At 69.0% G+C, this 20,667-nt stretch carries 26 protein-coding genes; 13 read left to right on the top strand and 13 right to left on the bottom strand.

Translation table 11 applies throughout. The features are described 5' to 3' along the window. Positions 1-3: 3 nt before the first annotated feature. Positions 4-405 (bottom strand): NUDIX hydrolase, encoded by a 402-nt coding sequence (locus BLV39_RS30745; protein ID WP_090800132.1) that lies wholly within the window; start codon positions 403-405, stop codon positions 4-6. After that, positions 405-1,598, bottom strand: a complete 1,194-nt coding sequence (locus tag BLV39_RS30740) for an acyltransferase family protein (RefSeq protein ID WP_176985154.1) — start codon at positions 1,596-1,598, stop codon at positions 405-407. Before BLV39_RS30740 ends, BLV39_RS30745 begins: the two co-directional genes overlap by 1 nt. Before the next feature lie 121 nt (positions 1,599-1,719). Between BLV39_RS30740 and BLV39_RS42560 the strand changes: the two genes are divergently transcribed. Both BLV39_RS42560 and BLV39_RS30735 read left to right on the top strand, forming a co-directional pair. Next, on the top strand, positions 1,720-1,920 hold the full coding sequence (locus tag BLV39_RS42560) for a GNAT family N-acetyltransferase (protein ID WP_143049959.1): 201 nt from the start codon (positions 1,720-1,722) through the stop codon (positions 1,918-1,920). Positions 1,921-2,043: 123 nt separating this feature from the next. Then, entirely contained in the window at positions 2,044-3,912 is a 1,869-nt protein-coding gene (locus tag BLV39_RS30735; RefSeq protein ID WP_143049958.1) for a CehA/McbA family metallohydrolase domain-containing protein, read from the top strand. A gap of 85 nt (positions 3,913-3,997) precedes the next feature. On the opposite strand, the gene BLV39_RS30730 is transcribed toward BLV39_RS30735, so the two are convergent. Together BLV39_RS30730 and BLV39_RS30725 are read right to left on the bottom strand one after the other, a co-directional pair. Continuing rightward, positions 3,998-4,243 carry an MmyB family transcriptional regulator gene (locus BLV39_RS30730; protein ID WP_143049957.1) on the bottom strand — a complete coding sequence of 82 codons (246 nt, stop codon included), beginning with the start codon at positions 4,241-4,243 and terminating at the stop codon, positions 3,998-4,000. Positions 4,244-4,272: 29 nt separating this feature from the next. Beyond that, positions 4,273-4,722 (bottom strand): winged helix-turn-helix transcriptional regulator, encoded by a 450-nt coding sequence (locus BLV39_RS30725; protein ID WP_090800128.1) that lies wholly within the window; start codon positions 4,720-4,722, stop codon positions 4,273-4,275. 79 nt (positions 4,723-4,801) lie between these two features. Between BLV39_RS30725 and BLV39_RS30720 the strand changes: the two genes are divergently transcribed. Beyond that, the gene (locus BLV39_RS30720) at positions 4,802-5,635 is read left to right on the top strand and encodes an enoyl-CoA hydratase/isomerase family protein (RefSeq protein WP_204082871.1); all 834 of its coding nucleotides are present in this window, start codon (positions 4,802-4,804) and stop codon (positions 5,633-5,635) included. A gap of 10 nt (positions 5,636-5,645) precedes the next feature. Here the strand turns inward: BLV39_RS30720 and BLV39_RS30715 are convergent, their stop codons facing one another. Both BLV39_RS30715 and BLV39_RS30710 read right to left on the bottom strand, forming a co-directional pair. Next, a complete protein-coding gene (locus tag BLV39_RS30715; RefSeq protein ID WP_143049956.1) occupies positions 5,646-6,467 on the bottom strand; it encodes a tautomerase family protein in 822 nt (273 codons plus the stop codon). A gap of 159 nt (positions 6,468-6,626) precedes the next feature. Further along, a complete protein-coding gene (locus BLV39_RS30710; protein WP_090800125.1) occupies positions 6,627-7,226 on the bottom strand; it encodes an N-acetyltransferase in 600 nt (199 codons plus the stop codon). A gap of 242 nt (positions 7,227-7,468) precedes the next feature. Between BLV39_RS30710 and BLV39_RS30705 the strand changes: the two genes are divergently transcribed. After that, a complete protein-coding gene (locus BLV39_RS30705) occupies positions 7,469-8,203 on the top strand; it encodes a phosphotransferase (protein ID WP_090800124.1) in 735 nt (244 codons plus the stop codon). Positions 8,204-8,236: 33 nt separating this feature from the next. Here BLV39_RS30705 and BLV39_RS30700 read toward each other — a convergent pair whose 3' ends face one another. Next, positions 8,237-9,202: a glycoside hydrolase family 113 protein gene (locus BLV39_RS30700; protein ID WP_090800123.1), complete on the bottom strand. Its 966-nt coding sequence runs from the start codon at positions 9,200-9,202 to the stop codon at positions 8,237-8,239. Between the two features lie 221 nt (positions 9,203-9,423). On the opposite strand from BLV39_RS30700, the gene BLV39_RS30695 reads away from it, so the two are divergent. Both BLV39_RS30695 and BLV39_RS30690 read left to right on the top strand, forming a co-directional pair. Further along, positions 9,424-10,128: a helix-turn-helix domain-containing protein gene (locus tag BLV39_RS30695; protein ID WP_090800122.1), complete on the top strand. Its 705-nt coding sequence runs from the start codon at positions 9,424-9,426 to the stop codon at positions 10,126-10,128. Between the two features lie 5 nt (positions 10,129-10,133). Beyond that, positions 10,134-10,742: a hypothetical protein gene (locus tag BLV39_RS30690; protein WP_176985153.1), complete on the top strand. Its 609-nt coding sequence runs from the start codon at positions 10,134-10,136 to the stop codon at positions 10,740-10,742. Here BLV39_RS30690 and BLV39_RS30685 read toward each other — a convergent pair. Next, positions 10,723-11,400 (bottom strand): DUF4097 family beta strand repeat-containing protein, encoded by a 678-nt coding sequence (locus BLV39_RS30685; protein WP_342342482.1) that lies wholly within the window; start codon positions 11,398-11,400, stop codon positions 10,723-10,725. The genes BLV39_RS30690 and BLV39_RS30685 overlap by 20 nt on opposite strands. Before the next feature lie 118 nt (positions 11,401-11,518). After that, positions 11,519-12,487, bottom strand: coding sequence for an aldo/keto reductase (locus BLV39_RS30680; RefSeq protein ID WP_090800121.1), 969 nt, complete (start codon positions 12,485-12,487; stop codon positions 11,519-11,521). A gap of 170 nt (positions 12,488-12,657) precedes the next feature. On the opposite strand from BLV39_RS30680, the gene BLV39_RS30675 reads away from it, so the two are divergent. Together BLV39_RS30675 and BLV39_RS30670 are read left to right on the top strand one after the other, a co-directional pair. After that, entirely contained in the window at positions 12,658-13,536 is an 879-nt protein-coding gene (locus tag BLV39_RS30675; protein WP_090800120.1) for a cyclase family protein, read from the top strand. Next, entirely contained in the window at positions 13,437-14,135 is a 699-nt protein-coding gene (locus BLV39_RS30670; RefSeq protein WP_342342481.1) for a lipoprotein, read from the top strand. The genes BLV39_RS30675 and BLV39_RS30670 overlap by 100 nt, the downstream gene beginning before the upstream one ends. A gap of 14 nt (positions 14,136-14,149) precedes the next feature. Here BLV39_RS30670 and BLV39_RS30665 read toward each other — a convergent pair whose 3' ends face one another. Next, positions 14,150-15,004 carry a LolA-like protein gene (locus tag BLV39_RS30665; RefSeq protein ID WP_090800118.1) on the bottom strand — a complete coding sequence of 285 codons (855 nt, stop codon included), beginning with the start codon at positions 15,002-15,004 and terminating at the stop codon, positions 14,150-14,152. Continuing rightward, positions 14,997-15,518, bottom strand: a complete 522-nt coding sequence (locus BLV39_RS30660) for a SigE family RNA polymerase sigma factor (RefSeq protein WP_090800839.1) — start codon at positions 15,516-15,518, stop codon at positions 14,997-14,999. Before BLV39_RS30660 ends, BLV39_RS30665 begins: the two co-directional genes overlap by 8 nt. Positions 15,519-15,782: 264 nt before the next feature. Between BLV39_RS30660 and BLV39_RS30655 the strand changes: the two genes are divergently transcribed. The 4 genes from BLV39_RS30655 to BLV39_RS30640 all read left to right on the top strand — a co-directional run bounded on the left by BLV39_RS30655 (position 15,783) and on the right by BLV39_RS30640 (position 18,898). Then, positions 15,783-16,454 carry a DUF6193 family natural product biosynthesis protein gene (locus BLV39_RS30655; RefSeq protein ID WP_143049954.1) on the top strand — a complete coding sequence of 224 codons (672 nt, stop codon included), beginning with the start codon at positions 15,783-15,785 and terminating at the stop codon, positions 16,452-16,454. 103 nt (positions 16,455-16,557) lie between these two features. After that, complete coding sequence (locus BLV39_RS30650; RefSeq protein ID WP_204082562.1) at positions 16,558-17,166, top strand: HAD family hydrolase; 609 nt, start codon at positions 16,558-16,560, stop codon at positions 17,164-17,166. Between the two features lie 80 nt (positions 17,167-17,246). After that, on the top strand, positions 17,247-18,242 hold the full coding sequence (locus BLV39_RS30645) for an LLM class flavin-dependent oxidoreductase (RefSeq protein WP_090800833.1): 996 nt from the start codon (positions 17,247-17,249) through the stop codon (positions 18,240-18,242). Then, a complete protein-coding gene (locus BLV39_RS30640) occupies positions 18,239-18,898 on the top strand; it encodes an NADPH-dependent F420 reductase (RefSeq protein WP_090800116.1) in 660 nt (219 codons plus the stop codon). The genes BLV39_RS30645 and BLV39_RS30640 overlap by 4 nt, the downstream gene beginning before the upstream one ends. A 121-nt stretch (positions 18,899-19,019) precedes the next feature. Here the strand turns inward: BLV39_RS30640 and BLV39_RS30635 are convergent, their stop codons facing one another. Continuing rightward, positions 19,020-20,036, bottom strand: coding sequence for an iron-containing redox enzyme family protein (locus BLV39_RS30635; protein WP_239083398.1), 1,017 nt, complete (start codon positions 20,034-20,036; stop codon positions 19,020-19,022). A 70-nt stretch (positions 20,037-20,106) separates the two neighbouring features. Between BLV39_RS30635 and BLV39_RS30630 the strand changes: the two genes are divergently transcribed. Then, positions 20,107-20,325, top strand: a complete 219-nt coding sequence (locus tag BLV39_RS30630; protein ID WP_090800114.1) for a CDGSH iron-sulfur domain-containing protein — start codon at positions 20,107-20,109, stop codon at positions 20,323-20,325. Positions 20,326-20,327: 2 nt separating this feature from the next. Here BLV39_RS30630 and BLV39_RS30625 read toward each other — a convergent pair whose 3' ends face one another. Continuing rightward, a complete protein-coding gene (locus BLV39_RS30625) occupies positions 20,328-20,666 on the bottom strand; it encodes a hypothetical protein (RefSeq protein WP_090800113.1) in 339 nt (112 codons plus the stop codon). Between the last annotated feature and the right edge of the window lies 1 nt (position 20,667).

Here is a 20,667-nt window from a genome sequence, read left to right as displayed (position 1 = left end):
TCGTCAGGGCAGGCGACCCGCCGCGTGCAGGTGGTCGAAGACGAGGCGGTCGACGGCCGAGACCCGGTCGCGGTCGGCGTAGCCGAGCCAGGCCATCTCGGCGATCTCGTGGTCGGGATGCGGCGTGCCGTGGTGGTCGGCGGTGTAGCAGGTCATCCTGACCTGAGTGCCGGGCGCCTGCCCGTGCGCCTCGGCCTCGAAGGTGCCCAGCCGCGCCTGAGTGCCGGCCACGATGGTGACGCCGAGCTCCTCGCGGACCTCCCGGACCAGCGTCCGCAGGTCGCTCTCGCCCGCTTCCCGTCGGCCGCCGGGCAGGTAGAACAGGTCCCGACCGTGGTTGCGCGAACAGAGGATTGTGCCGTTGGCCAGCAGGATCCACGCGACCTTGTCGATCGGGACGGGCATCAGAGGTAGCGGCCCACGGGAGTGCGTTCGATCAGTTTCCAGGCGAGCCAGAAGCAGACCGGGATGCCGATGCCGGCGACCGCGATCGCCTTTGCCTCGGCCGGCAGGTCGAACGGGCGCAGCATGATCGCCAGGGTGAGCAGGACCGGTGCCTGGAGGACGAAGGCGGCGAACGAGCCTCGGGCGCACCGGCGCCAGAGTTGGGTGACGCCCTGCAGGCGGTCCTGGGCCAGGCCGAGCACCCAGACCGAGCCAGCGACGACCAGGACCGCCTCGACGGTCGCGAGCAGCAGCGCCTGCCAGTGCCAGCCGCCCTGGTAGGGGCCGGCGTCGTTGGCGAGGTCGCTGATGCCGACGGTCCACGCGTAGAGCGGCAGGGCCACCACCGTGATGATCACCGCGACGCCGCAGCCGCGCCGTAGTCGTTCCGGGACGCGCTTGGCCCAGCCGAACCGGGCCGCCGCGACGCCCAGGCCGAACATGGCCACACACTGCGGCCACTGCCAGACGTGCAGGTCGAGGACCTGCTTGCTCTGCGCCGGGAACCAGAGCCGGATCAGGAACGAGGCGAGCGCGACCATGGCGACCAGCGTCACGAGCTGGCGGCCACCGAGGGTCGTGGGGCCTTCGTCGGAGTCGTCCGCGCGGCCGTCGGCCCGGGCGCGGTCCCTGGCCCAGACCAGCGCGGCGTACGCGAGCGAGACGTAGAGCAGGATCTCGGCGAACCAGAGCGGCCCGGAGTCGAGGAACGGGTGCCGGTGGGTGAACTCCCACCAGAACGAGACCTGGTAGCCGGCCGCGAGGTAGGCGAACCACATGAACAGGGGCCAGACCAGCAGGGCGAAGAGCAGAAAGGGCACGCCGAGGCGCACCAGCCGCTCACTGACGAACTTGCCGGGACCTTTGCGGGCCATCGCCGCGGGTGCGAACAGGCCGGCGATGAAGAAGAAGGTGCCGATCACGAAAAGGCCCGTCGGTCCGACGACGACGGCCATGGCGAGCTCGGATTTCGGATGGAACGTGGTCTCCTGGACTTCGTCGTACGGCCAACCCCCGATGGCCGAGTAGCCCAGCAGCGCGTGCCCACCGATGATCCACGCGACCATCACGGCGCGCAGGTTGTCTACGTGCGGAAGCCTCTCGACCCGCGTAACGGAACCCATCGTGGCCATCCGGACCCCCTCTCCGTTCATGGCGCACATTCAAGATTGCCACCGGCTACCCGTCATCGGGGACAACCGAAGGGTCAGGGTGCGCATCGTCACTCGCCGGCGACAACCAGTCACACCCTTTGTCCGGATACGCTCGGTGGTCATGGAGGCACAGATCCGACCATTGACGGCGACGGACCGGCCTGCGGCCTGGCGGATTTACCAGGCGGGGCTGGATTTGGGAGAAGCCAGCTTCGAGACTGTTGCGCCGGATTGGCCGGCGTTTGACGGCTCACGGCTGCCTTTGCATAGATTTGTCGCAATGTTCGGTGAGCGCATGGCAGGCTGGGTCGCGGTCTACTGAGTCGATCATCACTACGGTCGGTTACGTTCGCGAACCTGCCACGTTCCGGCCGTCTGCCATTGGTGTTCCAGGTCTAGCCATGGAGGTGCCACCTCGAAATTTCGAGCATTTGGACTACAACACGTGAAGCAGTCAAGGCGCGGCGTGCTGAAGTCAGCGGCCGCGATCACGGCGCTCAGTGCGGGACGGCTGGCCCTCGGCCCACAGCCGGCCGCCCACGCGGCGGAAGCACACCACGACGGACAGCGCCCCGACACCGTGTCGATGGCGATGCACATCCACGCGTCCTGGAGCGAGGGACCAGGAAGCATGGAGGGGCATCTCGACCAGGCCACGAAGACCGGCATCGACGTTCTCTTCTGGACCGAGCACGACTTCCGGATGGCCGAGCACGGCTACCCCGATGTGATCCATATGACCGGCCCGACCGAGACCGTGAACAAGGTGGTGTGGACCTGGGCCACGCAGTCCGCCGGAACGCTCGCCACGTCCCAGGTGGCCTGGGACCCCGCCATGTCGTCTCCCGGCGACGAGGCCGTGCCCGGCTCGCTGCACCTCGCCGCGCTGTCCTCGGGTCGCGACGCCGCGTCGGTCGGGGTCAAGGGCTCGGCAGCCAACACCGTGGACCAGCGGTCCGTGTACGACCAGAAGATCACCGTCGACGTCTTTCCCGCGGTGGTGTCCCCGGACAGCTACCTGACGCTGACGGTGACGACGAGTTGGCGGCCCGCCACCCACGGCCGTCCGGCCGGCCAGTACACGCTCACGTACATCATCGACGGCACGCGGAGCCGGTCGCGCACCCGCGACGGCATCACCGGGACCGTGCACGTCCCGGCCCACCAGGGTCGGTGGAACACCGTCGAGATGCGGCCCGAGGAGGACCTGGCGCGGCTCTGGCCGGACATCGAGGCGGCCGACGCCGCGATGTCCAACCTGACGCTCAGCGCGGTCAGCACCCGCGGGCGCAACGCCGAGGGCTGGTTCGACCTGCTGCGGATCACCCGGCCCCCGCGCAGCGCCAACGCCGTGCTGAAGAAGCAGGCCGAACTGATGCGCGGCTACGCCCACCGCTTCCCGGCGGTCCGGCAGCACCAGGCCATGGAGGTGTCGCTGCTCAAGCCGACCCACTTCAACTGGTACGGACCACGGATCACCATGCCGACGTTCGCCCAGCCGACGCCGACGGCGGACCCGAACCCGGACGCCGCGATCGCGGCCATCGACATGATCCATGCGGCGGGCGGACTGGCCTCGTACAACCATCCCTTCGGCACGTCGAACCCGGCCGTGCTGCCGGTCGCGCAGCAGGACACGATGCGGGCCTCGGTCGCCGCGTCGATCGTGACCGACAAGGCGATGGGCGCGGACATCCTTGAGGTCGGCTACCCCAGCCGCGGCGGCGTCGACCTTGACCACCACGCGCAGGTCTGGGACGTCTGCTCGCGCAACGGGCTTTTCCTGACCGGCACCGGGGTCAGCGACGACCACTCGGGCCAGGACTGGTTCGGTCAGCAGGCCAACTTCGTCACCTGGGCCTACTCGAAGAGCCGCGAGCTGGACCACCTTCTGCCGTCGCTGTCGTCAGGCAACGTGTTCTTCGGCAATCCCGCCGTGTTCACCGGAACGCTCGGCCTGCTCGTCGACGGCCAGGCCCCGATGGGGTCGGTCACCGTGTCGCGGGCGCGGACGCGCAACGTGCGCGTCCTGGCCGACAGGCTTCCCGCCGGCAGCACCGTGCGAGTGGTGCGGGGGACCGTCGACCTGGCCGGACCGGGCGTTCCCGAGCCGGGAACGACCTTCCAGGACCTCCCCGCCACGGAGTTCAAGCGGGGATACGTGGACCTGAAGGTCGACACGGGTGCGCCGACGTTCGTGCGGGTCGAGGTGCGCCCGGCCGGCTCGGCGACGCCGGTCGCGCTGTCCAACCCGGTCTGGCTGTTGCGCGACACCCCCGCGGGCGGCATCCCCCGCCACCGTCGGGTCAGTTGAGCGCACACGGGCACGGCCGGGTTTCCGGCCGTGCCCGTGATGGCCGCACCGTCCATTGTGGTGAAAGTTGCCCTGGCTGGTCCGTTCAGCGGGTCGGGACGGTGAACGAGTCGTTGGCGAGGGCCAGCAGCGTGAGCCGCTCGGCAGTCGCAGTGCCGGGCAGCGGTGAGAAGAGGGCAAGGATCTGCGAGCGGTCCTCGTCGACGAGGAACTGGCAGTCGAACTCGAGCAGCCCGACCTGAGGATGCCGGATGTTCGGCGTCAACGGACTCGACGCGCTGCGGACCGAGTACGCCGGGCGTCTCGCCGGCCTCGAAGAATGGGACTTCATCTCACGCCTCGCCCAAGGCGGAACGGCCACTATGTAGCGACGAACGTCACGTCGTCGAGGCCGACCGCGTTGCCGGCCTTGTCGACGAACGCCACGTCGAGCTGCTCCCCGGTGCGGCGGCTGCGGCGCTCCGCGCTGGGGCCAGTGGCTGGCGCGCTGTGCTGGTCGCCCCACTGTTGCAGTGCGCCGAGCACGATCCGCAGCTCCTCGCCCGCGGGCGTGAGGTGGTACTCGTAGCGCACGCGTTGGCCCGGCTGCTGGTACGGGCGCTTGTTCATGATGCCCGCGTTGACCAGGGTGGCCAGGCGATCACTGAGCAGGTCGGTGGAGATCCCCAGCGCGTCCGTGAACTCGCCGAATCGAGTGCTCCCTGACAGCGCTTCGCGAAGGACGAGGAAGGTCCAGCGCTCCCCGAGTACTTCCAGGCTTCGCTCGATGGAGCAAACCGGGTATTGCGCATCAAGAGTCACCTTCTTCATGTGTTCCATCCTAGCTCTCGCTTGGCATTTCCAAGTCACATGCTAGCTTGGGATTTCCAAGTTAGATATGGAGATCCACATGCCTCAGATTCACGTGCGCGAGCACAGCCTCGCCTACTGGCGCGCGACCTTCGACAACGGTCCGGTCAACCTGATGGATCCCGAGACGATCTACGAGCTCGATGCCCTCGTCACTCGCCTCGAGACCGATCCCGACGTGAAGGTCGTCGTGTTCGACAGCGCGAACCCCGACTACTTCATCGCCCACTGGGACCTGGCCGCCGATCCGGCAACCGTCGCCGGCATGGCGACCGAAAGCTCGACGCGGCGCGGTGTGCACCCGTACACCGACGTCTTCACCAGGATCAGCCGACTGCCCGTGGTCACCGTCGCCTCCGTTCGTGGACGCGTCCGGGGTGCTGGCAGCGAGTTCATCCTGGCCTGCGACATCCGCTTCGCCAGCCGCGAGCGAGCCGTCCTCGGACAGTTCGAGGTCGGGCTGGGCGCGGTCCCCGGCGGTGGCACCACAGCCTGGCTGCCCCGCCTGATGGGTCGCGGCCGGGCACTCGAGGTCCTGCTCGGCGCCGACGACTTCCCGGGCGACCTCGCCGAGCGGTACGGATATGTCAACCGCGCGCTACCCGACGCCGAGTTGAACGATTTTGTCGACCGGTTCGCTCGCAGGATCGCCGGCTTCGAGAAGGAGGCGATCGTCGGCACGAAGAACCTGGTCAACCGCGTCGACCTGCCGTCGGACGACGAGTTCGTGGCCGCGCTCAACGGCTTCTTCGAGTCGGTCGCGCGACCCTCCGTCCAGGCTCGCGCGGCGGCGCTGTTCGCACTGGGTCTCCAGCGGCCCGGCGACGGCGAGCTCTGGCTTGGTGATCACGTGGCGGCATACAGCGAGAGCTGACTCGATCCGGTCAGCTCGCTGGGCCGCTTGTGGTGACCGCGGTGTCGGCGTAGAGCTGGACGCTGACGATGCGGCCGCCCGCGACGCGGAACAGCCAGAGGTTCTGGAAGGTCACCGTTTTGCCGGTCGCCTTGGGCACGGCCGTGTTGGTGAGCCGCGCGATGAGGTGGTCGTCGGCGGCGATGACGTCCTCGACGACGATGTCGAACGAGCTCCAGACGGGGTTGCTGGCCGGGCTCTTCGCGAAGAAGCCGTCGAAGGCCGCGCGGCCGGTGAACTGGCCGCCGTAGGGGAGTGTGGCGGGCAGCGTGAGCACGACGTCGTCACTCAGCATCGGCAGGACAGGGACCCGGTCGCCGTTCTGGAACAACTGGGTGACGGCGTACGTCATCTCAGCCTTGCTGTACGCCTCGCGCGTGCCCGCGGCCGCGTCGAGCGATTCGGCGGCCTCGACGTCGGTGCCGATCACGCCACCGGCGAAGGAGAAGTTCGCCGGCGGTGTGACCGTCATCATGACGTACACGTCGGACGGGTGGATGCCTGGACGTTCTTCGAGCAGGTGGACCAGCGCCTTGTAGAACCTGCGCTTGGACCGCTCGTCCCGATCCCGGCTGTCGGTGATCGTGAACGCGATCCAGTCGTCGGAGCGTGGCCCGCCACGGAAGCTGCGATCGAAGACCATCTCGCCGGGGCCGTACTGGTGGATGAGCTGGAAGTTGTCATCGGGATGCACGTCCAGCTCGGCGACCAGCGCATCGTGCACGGCCCGCGAGACGTCCGCCAGGTACTGGTCGGACTTCCCACGAGCCAGCGCGATGTTGACAAAAGTCATGAGCTTCCCCCCGGAGAAGGTGGCGTGGCGGAACGCCGTTCTCGGTGCTCGCGCCGGATTGACCACGGCGGCGTTCTCAAGATCCGTATTGATCTTAGATTACAACGATCATCTGAGGCTCGCAACCTCTTACATGAGGAACATAATCTAAGCATGCGCTCAGGGCGTGATCGCGGGACCGACCGTCTTCACCATGACGCAGTTCTTCAGCCCTTTGGGCCGGTCGTAGGTGAAGCCGAGCCGCTCGTACAGTCGACGGGTGCCGTTGTAGAGGAACGACGACGACATCTTCTTGGTCTGGTTGGTCAGGTCGTGGGGATAGCTCTCGACCCGCCCGCCGCCGGCCTGCGCGATGAGGTCGAGCGCGCCGGTGATCGCCAGCTCCGTCACGCCCTGTCGCCGGTGGCGCTTGTCGACGAAGACACAGGTGATCCGGTAGTCGGGATCCCCGGTCTTGGTGGCGTCGTACTCCTTGCGGTGGTGGAGGGTCGGCAACTCGACCGGGGTGCCGTACTCGGCCCACGCAATGGCCTCGTCGCCGTGCATCACCAAAGCGGCGTGCGCCTTGCCCTGCTCCACATAGGACTTCTTCAGCGCTCGGTTGGCCTCCGCGCCCTGACCACGCTCGGGCCCGTCAGGGTGGAACCAGATGCACCAGCAGCCGCCGAAGATCCCGTTGTGGCGCAGCACCAGCGCATCGAAGGCGGACCAGGTCTCGGGGCTCAGAGGCGCGATGGTGTACGACGACTCGGTAACCATGCCGTCACGGTATTCGACCCCCGCGGGCTTATGTGACCCGTGACCCGAGGTCAATCCTTCTTCGCAGCGGCCGCGTCGACACAGACGATTCCCTTGTTGCCGTCCTGGTCGGCGATCACGGTGAGCGAGGGCGCGGTTCGGCACCCGTCCAGTGGCATCGCGGATCTCGTCGCTGGGGGTCCCGCGGCCCTGTGCCTCGGCGCCGTCGGCCGTCCGTCGGCGCGAACGGTAAGGTTTGACCAGTGGGGTGGGAGGCGCTCGGGCAGTGGGGTGAGGACGCCGCTCGCGTCGAACGGCTCTCCGGTGGAGTGGCCAACGACGTGTGGAGCGTGCGCGTCGACGGGCGCCTCGCGGTCGGTCGTCTCGGTGCCCGGAGCGACGCTGATCTGGCGTGGGAGACGGAGCTCCTCCAATACCTCGACCGTGCGGGTCTGACCGTGCCGGTGCCGATCCCGACGCGGGACGGTCGGCTGTTCGCCGACGGTCTGGTGGTGATGACCTACCTGGAGGGTGGACCGCCCGAGACGCGGGCCGACTGGCGTCGGGTGGCCGGCACGCTCCGAGAGCTGCACCGGTTGACGCGGGGCTGGCCGCAGCGTCCGGATTGGCGGTCGTCGACCGATCTCCTGCACGCCGAGACCGGGACGAAGATCGACCTCGGCGCGATGCCCGCCGAGGGTGTGGCGCGATGCCGGGCGGCGTGGGCACGGCTCGCCGGACGTCCGACCTGCGTCGTCCACGGCGACCCCAACAACTTTGGCAACGTGCGGATGACCGCGAACCAGGTCGGGCTGATCGACTGGGACGAGTCGCACGTCGACGTCCCCGACCTCGACCTTGTGTTGCCCGACAACGCCTCCGGCCTCGAGGACGGCGCGTACGACGTCGCCGCCCAGGCGTCGGCCGCGTGGGAGGCCGCTGTCTGCTGGGACGACGAGTACGCGGTCAAGCGGCTCGCAGAAGTTCGACCGGTCTGAGACGGGCCTCGTCCGAGGATTCTCAACGGCGCCTCATCGGTATGCCTCCGCCATGGCGTGGAAGGACTGCTTGGGGGCGAGACTGCCGTCGGGCATGAGCTTGCATACGCCGTACGAGGCCATGTCGAGGTCGAAGCGCGGGTCGGTGTGGTGTGGAGACCCGTAGCTGGCGAAGGTGAACCAGAAGGCGGTGTCCACGCCTTCTTCGTCGAAGAGGGTGATCATCTCGCGTAGGTAGCGGGCCTGTTCGCCCTCGTCGCGGGTGTAGTCGCCGTCGAGGCGGGGTGGGTCGGCTTCGTGATCGACGATGGCCCAGCCCATGCCGCCGCGTTCGGCCGCGCCCCGGTAGGTGCAACAGCCGAACTCGGTGGCCGCGAGCGGCTTGCCGTGCCGTTGGTATTCCCGCACTCCTTGGCGGAACGCGTCGCTGGCGTCGCCGTACGCGTCGACGCTCGCGATGTCGAAGGGCGCCCAATCGATCTGTTCCCAGGTTCCGGCGGCGTAGGTGACCTTGCCGCGGAACCGTTCGCGTACCGTCGCCGCGGTGTCGGCCAGCACGGCGTTCAACTGGACCGGCATCTCGGCGAGCCGGGTCAGTGCCTCGGGGGCGCCGTCGGTCAGGGCCGTGATCCTGGCGAAGCTGTCGTCTCCGGGCAGAAAGCCGGCGGCGAACAGGCTCAGTTCGCAGCCGGCGACGAAGACGTCGGCTCCCACCTCCTGGGCGCGGTCCGCGCAGTCGGCGAAGTACGGCAGCAGGTCCGTTGCGGGCAGTTCGCAGGGGAACGGGGAGAACCAGACCTCCAGCCCGGCGTCGACGGCGTGCTCGGCGGCGACCGTCAGCCGCTCGGGGTCACCGCCGGTGATCCGCACGGCAGCGCAGTGCAGGTCGTCAGCGATGACACGAAGCTCCCGTCGTACGGCGTCGGCATCGAAGACAGGCCGTGAACTCCGCCCACCGGGCGCGAACCCGGTGTCGTAGGTGATGCCCTTGGCACGCATGTATCGCTCCTCACCGGGTGGCCGCGCTGACGGGCACGAACGTTAGGTCGGGCACGAAACACCGGTCAATGGGACCGTTGCTGGATTCGCGCTGTCTTCGCTGCTCGTTGCGGTGATCGGTGATTGCAATGACAGTGCCGGCTAATGCGCTTCCGTTGCAACGGTCGACGACCGGCTCGCATACTGGCCTTCGAGACGACAGCAGCGGGGGAGCCGGCCGGATGCCAGGACGCAGGCTGACCGAAGCCGACCGACGGCAGATCGCCATGGGCTTGGCGCAGGGCCTGGACTACGCCGCGATCGCGCGCAGGCTCGACCGTCCTACTTCGACGGTGAGCCGCGAGGTTGGCCGCAACGGCGGGCCGGGCCGCTACCGCTCGGACCTGGCCCACCTGGCCACCACCCACCGTGCCCGGCGCCGCCCACCGGCAGCCGTGCGGCGGGCCGGCGAGCACAGCGGCGCGGACCCCGACGCGGCGGCCGCGTACATCGCTGACCTCACTGCGGTCCTCGTCGAGACCGGCATGCCGCGTACCGCCGCCGGCGTGATGGCCTGCCTGTTCACCTCCGACAGCGCCAGCCGCACCGCGGCCGAACTGGCGCAGCACCTGCGGGTCAGCGCGGCGACCATCTCGCACGCGGTCGGCCTGCTGCACAAGCACGGGCTGATCCGCCGCGACCGCGACGGTCAGAGCCGGCGCCACCGGTACTTCCTCGACGAAAGCGCGGGCCTTCGCTCCGCGGTGGTAGGCGTCCGTGCCAACCAGCGACTCGCCACCACCGCCTTGCGCGGCGCCGACGTCTACGGAAGCGACACCGCTGTAGGAACCCGGCTCGCCGCCGCGGGCCAGTTCCTCGAACAACTCGGCAACGACATCCTCCGTCTCACCGAGAAACACTGGCGCGCCACCGCGAGCGGAGCATGAGGGACATGGACTGGGATCGGCTTTCGCACGCGTACGGCTGGGCGACGGACACGCCTGGGCACCTGGCCGCGCTGGAGTCCGGTGACGCCGAGGCCCGCGAGGCCGCGCTGGATCACCTGGACATGGCGGTGCTGCACCAGGGCTTCCCGGAGACGGCGACCGCGCCGGCGGTGCGGGCCGTGACCGCGCTGCTCGCCGATCGGCGAGCCCACCCGGACAGCGTGGAAGGCCTTCTGGAGTTTCTGGGCGACGCGGCCATGAGCGTGACCGGCCTTGCCGACAACCGCTATGTCGCCGAGATACTGCCGGACCTGGCCGATGCTGTCGCACAGGCGTACCCGGTGGTGCTTCCGCTCCTCGAGGCGTCCCCGCCCGACCGGGCGTTGTTCCGCGCGGAGAACCTTGTCGCGCTCGCACGGATACCGGCGCTGGCGGACCGGCGGGAGGAACTGGCGGTGCTGGTCCTTGAATGGTCCGAAAAGGACGACGGAGCGCAGGCGGAGTGGGTGCGCTGTGCGGGAACTGCGCGCTCGTCTTCAAGGACGCGGGACTACCGCACAGCCGGGGGGCGTGCCGCCGACTCGCAGGGATCTTCTAAAGGCTGCGGGCGGTGATGTGGCCGTGGGAGGTGGTGGCGCGGATGTCGAGTCGCGCGTCGCCGTCGTTGCGCAGGGCGTTGTCGATGCGGCCGTAGCCGGTGCCGGCGTCCAGGGTGGCGGAGACGCCGGTGGCGGCGGTGACCGAGATGTCGCCGGAGTGGGTGCGGAGCACGACGGCGCCGGCGGCGGCCTCGGTGATCCGGATGTCGCCGCGTGCGGTGCTGATCTGCGCGGGGCCGCCGAGCCGGCCGATCTCGACGTCGCCGTCGATGGCGGTGAGGTGCAGGCTGGCGGCTTCGTCGATGTTGATTTGGCGGTAGGCGCCGTCGAAGGTGACGTCGCCGAGGCGGCCGATGCTGCGGACTTCGCAGCAGGCGGTTTTGGCGTCGACGCGGGAGCCGGCGGGCAGTTCGATGGTCACGTCGATGGATCCGGAGGAGCCGACGAGCTTGTTCTTCGAGGTCGGGTCGGTGATCCGCAGGACGTCGTCGTGGTAGTCGACGGTGGTCCGCTGTGCTGCTTTGACGTCGCGGTTCTTGGCGGCGTTGGCGGGCTGGATCCGGACGGTGGTGTCGGTCTGGTCGGTGGCGATGAGTTGGACGCGTCCGGCGGGGATGTCGAGGATGGCGGTGATCGGGTTGGGGGTGTCGAAGTTCCGCATGTTGTTGTTCATGCGTCGACTATCGGCACCGGGGCTGCCATGCCCCCGCCACGAACCTGACACGACCCCTGACACGCCAACGCCGGGCCGCGACACGGGAGTCGGGCTGGTTCTGAGGGGCCGGCGAGCGTCACCACCAGTAGTTGTCCTGCGGTCCGTAGCCCTCCTCCAACGCGGCGATCTCGCCGTCCGTGAGCTCCAGGTCCAGCGCCGCGACGGCGTCCAGCAGGTGGTTCTCCTTGGTGGCGCCCACGATGGGACACGAGACGACCGGCTTGGACAGGACCCAGGCCAACGCGACCTGAGCCATGGGTACGCCGCGGGCTTCGGCGACTTTCTGGACGGCGTCCACGACCGGCTTGTCGCCGTCGCGGTCGAAGGCCTTGGCGACGGCGTCGGACGACGACCGGGTGGTCTGCGCGCCCCAAGGTCGAGCGGCGCGGCCCTTCGCCAGCGGCGAATACGGGGTCAGACCGACGCCCTGGTCGAGACACATCGGGATCATGTCGCGCTCTTCCTCGCGCTTGAGCACGCTGTACTGGTCCTGCATGGCCGAGAACCTTGTCCAGCCGCCCAGGGCCGCGGCGTGCTGAAGCTTGGCGAACTGCCACGCCCACATCGAGGACGCTCCGAGGTAGCGGACCTTCCCGGCGCGGACCAGGTCGTCGAGGGCGGCCATGGTTTCCTCGACCGGCGTCTGGTCGTCGAAACGGTGGATGTAGTACACGTCGATGTAGTCGGTGCCGAGCCGTCGCAGCGACGCGTCCGCCTGTTCGACGATGGCCTTGCGGGACAGGCCACTGCCGCCGGGGCCGTCGTGCATCTTCCCGGAGACCTTGGTGGCCACGATGATGTCGTCGCGCCGGGCGAACCGGTTGATCGCGCGCCCGACGAACTCTTCAGAGGTGCCGCCCTGGTAGACGTTGGCGGTGTCCCAGAACGTGACGCCGAGCTCGGCGGCCTGCCGGAAGAACGGCGCGGCCGCGTCTTCGTCGAGGGTCCACTGGTGCATGCCCGCCGCGGCGTTGCCGTAACTCATGCAGCCCAGCGCGATCCGGCTCACCTTCAAGCCCGTGCGGCCCAGCCGTGTGTACTCCACCCGCGTCCACCTCCCGAACAGAGGGCCGCTACCCGCACCGCGACCTGCTGACAACCTTCAATGACGAGCCTAGGGCCGCCGGTGGTGAGCTGCCGTTGTCGTTGCTGCTGCGCGTCGTTGTACCGAGGAGCACGACTGAATTCGAATCATGACGAGAGGGGCCGGGCCACATGACCGACGCGACCGTTGCTGACCTGCCGGACAACTGGGGACGCTGGGGGGCGGACGACGAGCTCGGGACGCTCAACCTCATCACCGACGAGGTACGCGTGAAGGCCGCCGCAGAGGTGCGGGTCGGACGGTGGGCGTCGCTGGCCCGGCCGATCACGCCCAACCCGATGATCAGCGGTCCGTTCGCGCCGACGACCGTGGACGTCTCCGCTGTCCAGCACATGATGTCGTACACCGGTGTCGGGGTGGCGGCCGATCTGATGCTCGTCACGAACCACCACGTGAGCTCGACGCACATCGACGCGCTGGCGCACTGGTCGCACGACGGCGAGGTCTATCCCGGTCGGCCGCGGGCCGAGGTCGTGACCGCCGAGGGTGTGACGCACGCGTCGACGGCGGCGTTCGCCGCGGGGATCGTGACGCGCGGTGTTCTGCTCGACCTCGCCGTGGAAGGGCCGGTCCCTCCCGCGTACGCGGTGAGCTCCCACGACTTCGACCAGGCCGAGAAGCGCCAGGGCGTGGAGGTGGGTCCGGGGGACGCGCTGGTGGTGCGACTCGGCTGGTCGGCCACACCGGTGCCGGGCACGCCGACGCCGGGCATCAGCGTCGACGCGGTGCGCTGGATGCACCGCCGTGGTGTCGCCGTCTTCGCCGGCGACCGGGGCGACGCGTTTCCGCCGCTGGGCTCGGACGGCCCTTCGCCGTTGCACGCGGTCGGCCTGGGCCGGATGGCGATGCCGCTGATAGACGCGGTCCACCTCGATGACCTGGCGGCCCTGTGTGCGGAGCTGGAGCGGTACACCTTTCTGCTCACGATCGCGCCGCCGCGCATCCACGGCCTGACCGGTGTCCCGGTCAACCCCATCGCCGTGTTCTGAGCCCTTTGCCTGGTGCACGACGTGCACCGCTCCGACCCAGAACCAACGTCCGACGGTGCGGTCAGCGGCGGCGGGCCGCTGGCCGCAGGGATGGGCTGACCCAGCCGTTGTCGGTGGGGTCGACGGTGGCCCCCGGGGCGATCGCGGACCCCGTACCCGCCGCTGCTGGTGGAAAGATCGGGCCCGGGACCGCGTGCGGGATCCCGGCGACGCTGTCGACGGCGGAGAAGTGGAGTCCGAAGGACCTCGCCAAGTGGGCGTTGGTCGAGGATGGGGTGACCCTGCGCTGTGAGATCGATGCCAAGCCCGCCGGCGTGCTCGGCTTCATCTGGGTCTTCACGTATGAGAGCGGCGACGCGGCGCAGGCGTTGACCACCGTGGCCGCGATGTCAGGTTTCGGTGGCGAGAAATCCGCCGAACGGCAGATCACCATCGGCGGCAAGGACGGCGCGGAAGCCGCCCTTGCCAGGGACGAAGCCGGTCCAGGACGCGCGTTCGCCGCCAACGGCGTCGTTGTCCTCTGGGGCAGCGTCGACGAAGAGGAGTTCGCGTCGGGGCTTCCCGCCTATGTGCTCGCCCGTACCTCGATCACGTTCTGAAACGCCGTTGGCGTCTAACCGGTGCGGTCGTCGAACTCGGCGGGCGGGGTCACGTCGAACACCATCAGGTTCTCCTTGGTGCGCTCCATCCAGGCGTACGTGGTGGACACCGTGCTGGCGCCCCACCGTTGCGTGGTGGTGATGACGGTGCGATAGGGGAGGTAGTTGTCGGGGTCGACCCAGATCTCCAGTTTCCTGGGGAACGAGGTGGCATTCTTGCCGCGGCCGATCTCGATGGTTGTCTCCACGCGCAGCCGCAGCGTGTCCCGGCCGTCGAGGGTCTCGTTGCCGACGATCTCGAAGGTCCCGTCAGCGAGGGCCTTGCTGATGCTTTCGGGGTCTGGGGTGGGAAGGTTCTCGAAGGGGTCTGGGCGTATCTGCTGCGTCAGTTCGGCCGCGGTCGTGTGCCCCTGCGACCACCAGCGGAGCAGCCATTGGATCTCGAGCCACCGCCGCCCGCCATCCGTGTCTGTCGTCGTGAGAGTGGTCCAGGACAGCCGCTTTCCGTCGTCCGCGTAAATGTCCTCGCGCGTGCGGCCGGTCGCGGCATCGGTCCACTCGGCACCGATCTCGTTGCGGGTCAGCAGGAGGTAGTCCGTGGTCCGGGCGGGCGTGCGAGGCGCCTGGGTGCTGACAGGGCCGACATCCGGACCGGGTCTGGTGTGTAGGCCGTCAGGGCCCGTGGGGACCAGGAGGCCCACTGCCGCGACCATGGCGGTCAGGACAGCGGCGCCGGCTCCCACCGACAGCCGCTTCCGCTTGGCGCGGCCGCGCAGCCGGCGCGTCAGGTCAGGAGCGGCGTGGACGTTGGACACCTCCTCGCGCAGCAGAGTGCCCAGTCGCTGGCCGAACTGGTCGTCGTCAGTCATGGCGTGCCCTCGCAAGGTGGGTGTTCTCGTTGTCGGCCAGCAGTTCGCGGAGCCGGGCCAGGGCCCGGGAGGTGTGGGACTTGACCGTCCCCGGCGGCATGTCCAGCAGCTCGGACGTCTGTTCCACGCTCCGGTCCTCGAAGAAGCGCAACACAACGACCTGCCGCTGCTTGACCGGCAGGCGCGCCAACGCCTCGAGGACCTGGCGCCGTTCCGCGACCTGGTGGTCGTGCGAAGCGACGGCGGCGACGGAGTGCTGGGCGAATGCCAGAGGTCTCTCCCGTACGCGGCGCGTGAGCCATCGGATCCGATCCCGTGACAGGTTCAGCAGAATCTTCCGGACATAGGCCTCAGGCGCCTCCTGCGCGGTGGTCCACCGTCGAGCGGTCCGCAACAACGCGACCTGAAGAAGATCTTCAGCGTGCCCCCGATCGTTGGTGAGCAGATAGGCGATCCGCAGGAGCGCGGTGGACTCGCGCTCGACGAACGCCTCGAAGGTGGGATCTACCCGCATGCCCCTCAGAACTCCGTCCCCCGTGGATCGGTTGCACCCATCCGCGTCCGGGTGGTCGATCCGATCGTTCGCCGTTTCGAACGGCATCGCACATCGGAGCCGAGGTCGGCTTCAGCATCATCCCAAACCTTCGTCAGGCGGCCTGGATCCGCACGAAGGTAACCTCGATGATCCGCGGGCCGTGGTCTGGGCCGCCTCAGGTCACGCTGGACGGACCATGCCATCCGGTGTGCGCGGCTGCGGGTGCTGAGGGGATGGCGTTCGATGATTGAGCAGCTCTATCCCGACGTCGTCCGTGCTGGAGGGCTTTCGCAAGCACTGCGGAAAGTGGCAGCCGGCCACGGAGCGCAGATTCTTCCAGAGTTGGCAGCGCAATCCGCTCCCTGGTCGGCGCGCATCGACCGCCCTCGCGGAAGCTGCTTTGTCAGCGTCGGCTCGGAGCGCAGATTCTTCCATGTGGAGATGCACCGCTCGGACTACCCGATCGTCTGGGCGAGCGGTGCGTCCCCGGACATCGAAGCGGTCGTCGCCGTCATCGTCGCCTGGCTACAGGGGGCCAGCGCGTCGGAGGTCAGCGCCAGGTTCAATTTTGTCAGTGCCGAAGAGCTAGCCGACATCGTCGGCGACGAGGAACTCGTCGAGGCGCAGTGGCGGTCGCTGCTGGCTGATGACATCTACGATGCCGAGCGGCCATTTCTGGATGCGGTGTACGAACACGAGCGAGCGCGCCGGCTTTTTCCGATGCTGAGCCATGGTGTTTTGCGACTGGGCGCGGACATAGCGCGAATCGGCGGTCGCGAAGTCCGCATCGTGCCTCTGCGGCACGGCGGCCACCGGATCGAAAACGAGAAAGGGCATGTGCTGACCACTCTTGACTCTTTGGCCGAACTTGGGCCGCACTTGAGGCTTGGGCGTGGGGATGGGTGTCCAGAATGAACGGTGCGGACGATCCTTCGCGCTGAAGTCCGGACCCCGCTGACCCCTTCGTAGTACGTATTACGTATGGAGCCGCGTTGGCGGCGTCCGTACCGTGTCGATCGTGACGATTCGAGCCGTGGTTTTCGATATCGGTGGTGTGCTGGAGTTTTGCGGTCCGATGGACTTCGAGAAGGTGTGGGAGCCGAAGCTCGGCCTGGCGGATGGCTCGATCGACGCCGCGATGCAGGACATGTGGGACGGCGGCGCGATCGGGACCGTGACCGAGGCCGAGGTGCACGCCGCGATGGCGGACCGGCTCGGCATCACCCACGACCAGGTCGACGCGGCCATGGCCGACATGTGGCAGCAGTACCTCGGAACCCCGAACACCGAGCTCATCGAGTACGCGCGCGCCCTGCGACAGAGGGTCCGCACCGGGATCCTGAGCAACAGCTTCGTCGGGGCGAGCGAGCGGGAGCAGGCCGCCTACGGTCTCGTCGAGCTCGTTGACGTGTGCCTTTATTCGCACGAGGTCGGTCTGGTAAAGCCTGACCCGGAGCTGTGGAAGCTGACCTGCGAGCGGATGGGCGGCAAGCCGGCCGAGCTGCTGTTCGTCGACGACTTTCCAGCGAACATCGCCGCGGCCAACGCGTACGGGATGCGGGCCGTGTTGTTCGAGAGCACCGCGCAGGTGATCGCCGAGATCGAGGCAGCGCTGCGCGGGGAATGACCGAGCCCGGCCCCGCGTTAGGCTCGGCAAGCGGAGGATGAAGTTCCGCTTCCACGGCGTACGACATGGGGATTTGGATCATGGAACTCGGCATCTACTCGTTCGGCGACAGCGGGACGGTCTCCACCCGGCAGCGGCTCGCGGACCTGGTCTCCCAGGCCCGCTACGCCGACGAGGCCGGTCTGGACGTGATCGCCCTGGGCGAGCACCACCGCGCGGACTTCACGCTCTCCGCGCCTGAGCTCGTGCTGGCCGCGATCTCCTCGGTGACCGAGCGGATCAGGCTCAGCACCGCGGTGACCGTGCTCTCCACCGCTGACCCGGTGCGGGTCTACCAGCAGTTCGCGACCCTCGACCAGCTCTCGGGCGGCCGTGCGGAGATCGTCGCCGGCCGCGGCGCTTTCACCGAGTCGTTCGGTTTGTTCGGTTACGACCTGCGGGAGTACGAGGTCCTGTTCGACGAGAAGCTCCGGCTGCTGCTCGAGCTCGCCCGCGAGGAGCGGGTCACCTGGCGGGGCCGCACCCGGGCGCCGCTGGAGGACGCGCTGGTCACGCCGAGGGCGTTGCAGCCCACGCTGCCGGTCTGGGTCGGTGTCGGCGGCACGCCGCAGTCCGCGGTGCGGGCCGGCCGCCTCGGCGCCCCGATGTTCGTGGCGATCTTCACCGACCCGGCGCCGGCCCGCGGGCTGGTGCAGATCTACCACCGGGCGGCGGCCGCCGCGGGCCACGACCCGGCCGGCCTGCGGGTGGCAAGCGGGGGACACATGTACGTGGGCCGCACCTCACAGGGCGCGCGTGACGAGTTCTACCCTTACTACGCGGAATACCTCGCCAAGCTTCCGCAGTTCCCCGGTGGTATGCCACGCGAGGTCTACGACCAGTGGATTCGCGCCGGCCTGCTGGTCGGCAGTCCGCAGGAGGTCATCGACAAGATCATGAATCACCGGGAACTGCTCGGCATCAGCCGCTACGTCGGCCAGTTCGACGTCGGTGGCATGCCTGCCGGCATGGTCGACAAGAGCTTGGAACTGTTCGCCACCGAGGTGGCGCCGGTCGTACGTAAGGAGTCGGCATGAGCGCGCGCGTAGCCGTACTCGGCGCCGGCAAGGTCGGCACCGTCCTGGCCCGGCTGAGCGTCGCGGCCGGTCGTCCGACGGCGATCGCCGGCTCCGGCGACCCGGCGGCGCTGGGCCTGATCGTCGACGTCCTCGCCCCGGGCGCGGTCCCGATGACCAGCGCGGACGCGGCCGCCCAGGCCGACATCGTGATCGTGGCGGTGCCGCTGGCCCGGCTGGGGACGGTCCCGGCGGCGGCTCTGCGCGGCCGCGTCGTGGTCGACGCGATGAACTACTGGCCCCCGGTCGACGGCGTGCTGTCCGCGTGGGAGGGCGCCACCCGGTCCTCGAGCGAGATCGTCCGCGAGATCCTCGGCGTCGACGTGGTGAAGTCGTTCAACCACATGGGTTATCACGAGCTCGACGCCTGGACCCGCCCGGCCGGTGACCCGGATCGCCACGCGTTGGCGGTGGCCGGCGACGACGGCGCCGCCATGGCGGCGGTGAGCGACCTGGTCGACGCGATGGGCTTCGACCCGGTGCCGCTGCACCCGCTGAGCGCGGGCCGCGTGTTGCAGCCGGGCTCGTCCGACATTTTCGGGGCCGACCTCACGCGCGCGGAGCTGCTGTCCACACTGGACGCACTGGGCGTTGCTCCGGCCGCGGTCTGTCCTTGATCACGCGGGTCGCAGCGAGCTGCGCCCAGCGGTCCAGGAGTTTGTCAGGTGTACGGCGATGAGGGCGTCCACCGCGTGAGGCCGCAGCGTGCGCCGAACAGCACGTCGCGGGCGCTGTCCGTTACCGAGGCGCGGCCGGCAGCAGCGAACTGCGGCCCGCTGTCCAGGAGCTCGTCAGGTGGTCGGCCATGAGTGCGCCGACGGCCAGGCCGCAGCGCGCACCGAACAGCACGTCGCGGGCACCGTCCGCGGTGTCGGAGGCGTAACGCCCGGCCATGTCGTAGGCGGCGATCTGCTCGTGCACCGCGTCGGCTTCCACGTGCTCGTCGAAGAACCGGGCGGCCTGGTCGTCGCCGCCCAGCCGGCGGGCCGCGGCCGCCAGGTGCCGGTTCGGTTCCGAGGAGGTCATCTCGAACGCCGCCAACTGGCCGACCAACGCGCCGCGCCAGCGCCGGTGCAGGCCGAACAGCGACATCAGGTTGACGCCGGCGAGGGTCACCGCGGGTACGCGGTCGACGTGGGCGCCGTAAGCGCTGTCGATGTCGAAACCGTCCATGGTGTTCCGGAACAGCTCTGCGTGCATGCGTTCCGGGCGGCCACCGCCGTACTCGTCGATCTGGATCTCGACCAGCGCCGCCTTCGCCGCACCGCGCAGGCGCGGGATCGCGAAGGTGTGCGGATCGGCTTCTTTGAGTTGGTAGACGGAGCGGTGGATGAGCAGTTCGCGGAACTGGTCGAGGGTCGCGTGCTGGCGGACGTGCGCGGCCAGTGACGGCCCGTCCGGGTCGGTCACCAGAGCGATGAGAGCGGCGGGCACGTCGTTGGGCGGCTCGTGGTCGCCGACGAGGTCGTGCAGGGCCGCCACGAACGGCCGCTCGGCGGCCGCGCGCAGAGCCAGCAACTCCGGGTGCCACTCCCAGTCGGGGTCGACGCCCGCGAACCCCTGGAAATGTTGCTCGTAGCAGAGGTAGAGGGTGACCTGGAGATCCTCGTCGTGCAGCGGGTCGGCCCCCGACCAGGTGCAGGGCGGCAGTTCGCGCGGCGGGCCGGCCAGGGCCGCCCGCAGCGCCGCAGATACCGGGCCACGGGCCAGCGGCAGGGTGGGTCCCGTGAGGCGCGGCGGAGAAACTATGGTCACTGGCGCCGGGTGCCCCGGTGACGGGAGATCAAACCTGGTTTCCGGGCGCCGACGCGGGGAATTCGGCAACATGCGACCTGCCGAGGAGCCCGCCGCGACCGTGACCCCGTACCCCGATGGGCCTTTACTGGTCCGCGGTGACTTCGAGCTGGTCACGGTCGACGGCGAGACGATCGAGACCGGGCGTTCGACGGTCGCGCTGTGCCGGTGCGGGATGTCCGCCACCAAGCCCTTCTGCGACGGCACCCACCGCACGACCCGCTTCAAGGCTGGCACGGGCCGCGAATAGATTTACGGCAGTCGGTCGCCGGGGAAGCTGCGCACCGCGTGGGCGGTGAAGGTGAAGATACCGGCGGCGACACCCGGGTCGTCAGCCATCACCGCGACGGTGGCGTCGAGGTCCAGGTCGAAGATGCCGATGCCGCACACGTCGCTGTCGTCGCGGACGGGGCAGACGATGCTCAGCAGGCCGTCGGCGCGGAGTCCGAAGTTGCGGCGGCCGTGCTCCCAGATGATCGGCTGCGCTTCGGGCGTGCCGAAGTTCGGCCCCGCGTGCAGGATGACCGCCGTGTAGGCCTTGGTCGTGGTCATGCCGGCGCGCATCTCGTCGTCGCCGATGTAGCTGGTCATC

It is taken from the genome of Asanoa ishikariensis, assembly GCF_900107455.1.
Lineage (GTDB): Bacteria > Actinomycetota > Actinomycetes > Mycobacteriales > Micromonosporaceae > Asanoa > Asanoa ishikariensis.
The sequence above is the reverse complement of the archived record's forward strand: the minus strand, read 5'-3'. Positions and strand labels throughout refer to the sequence as shown.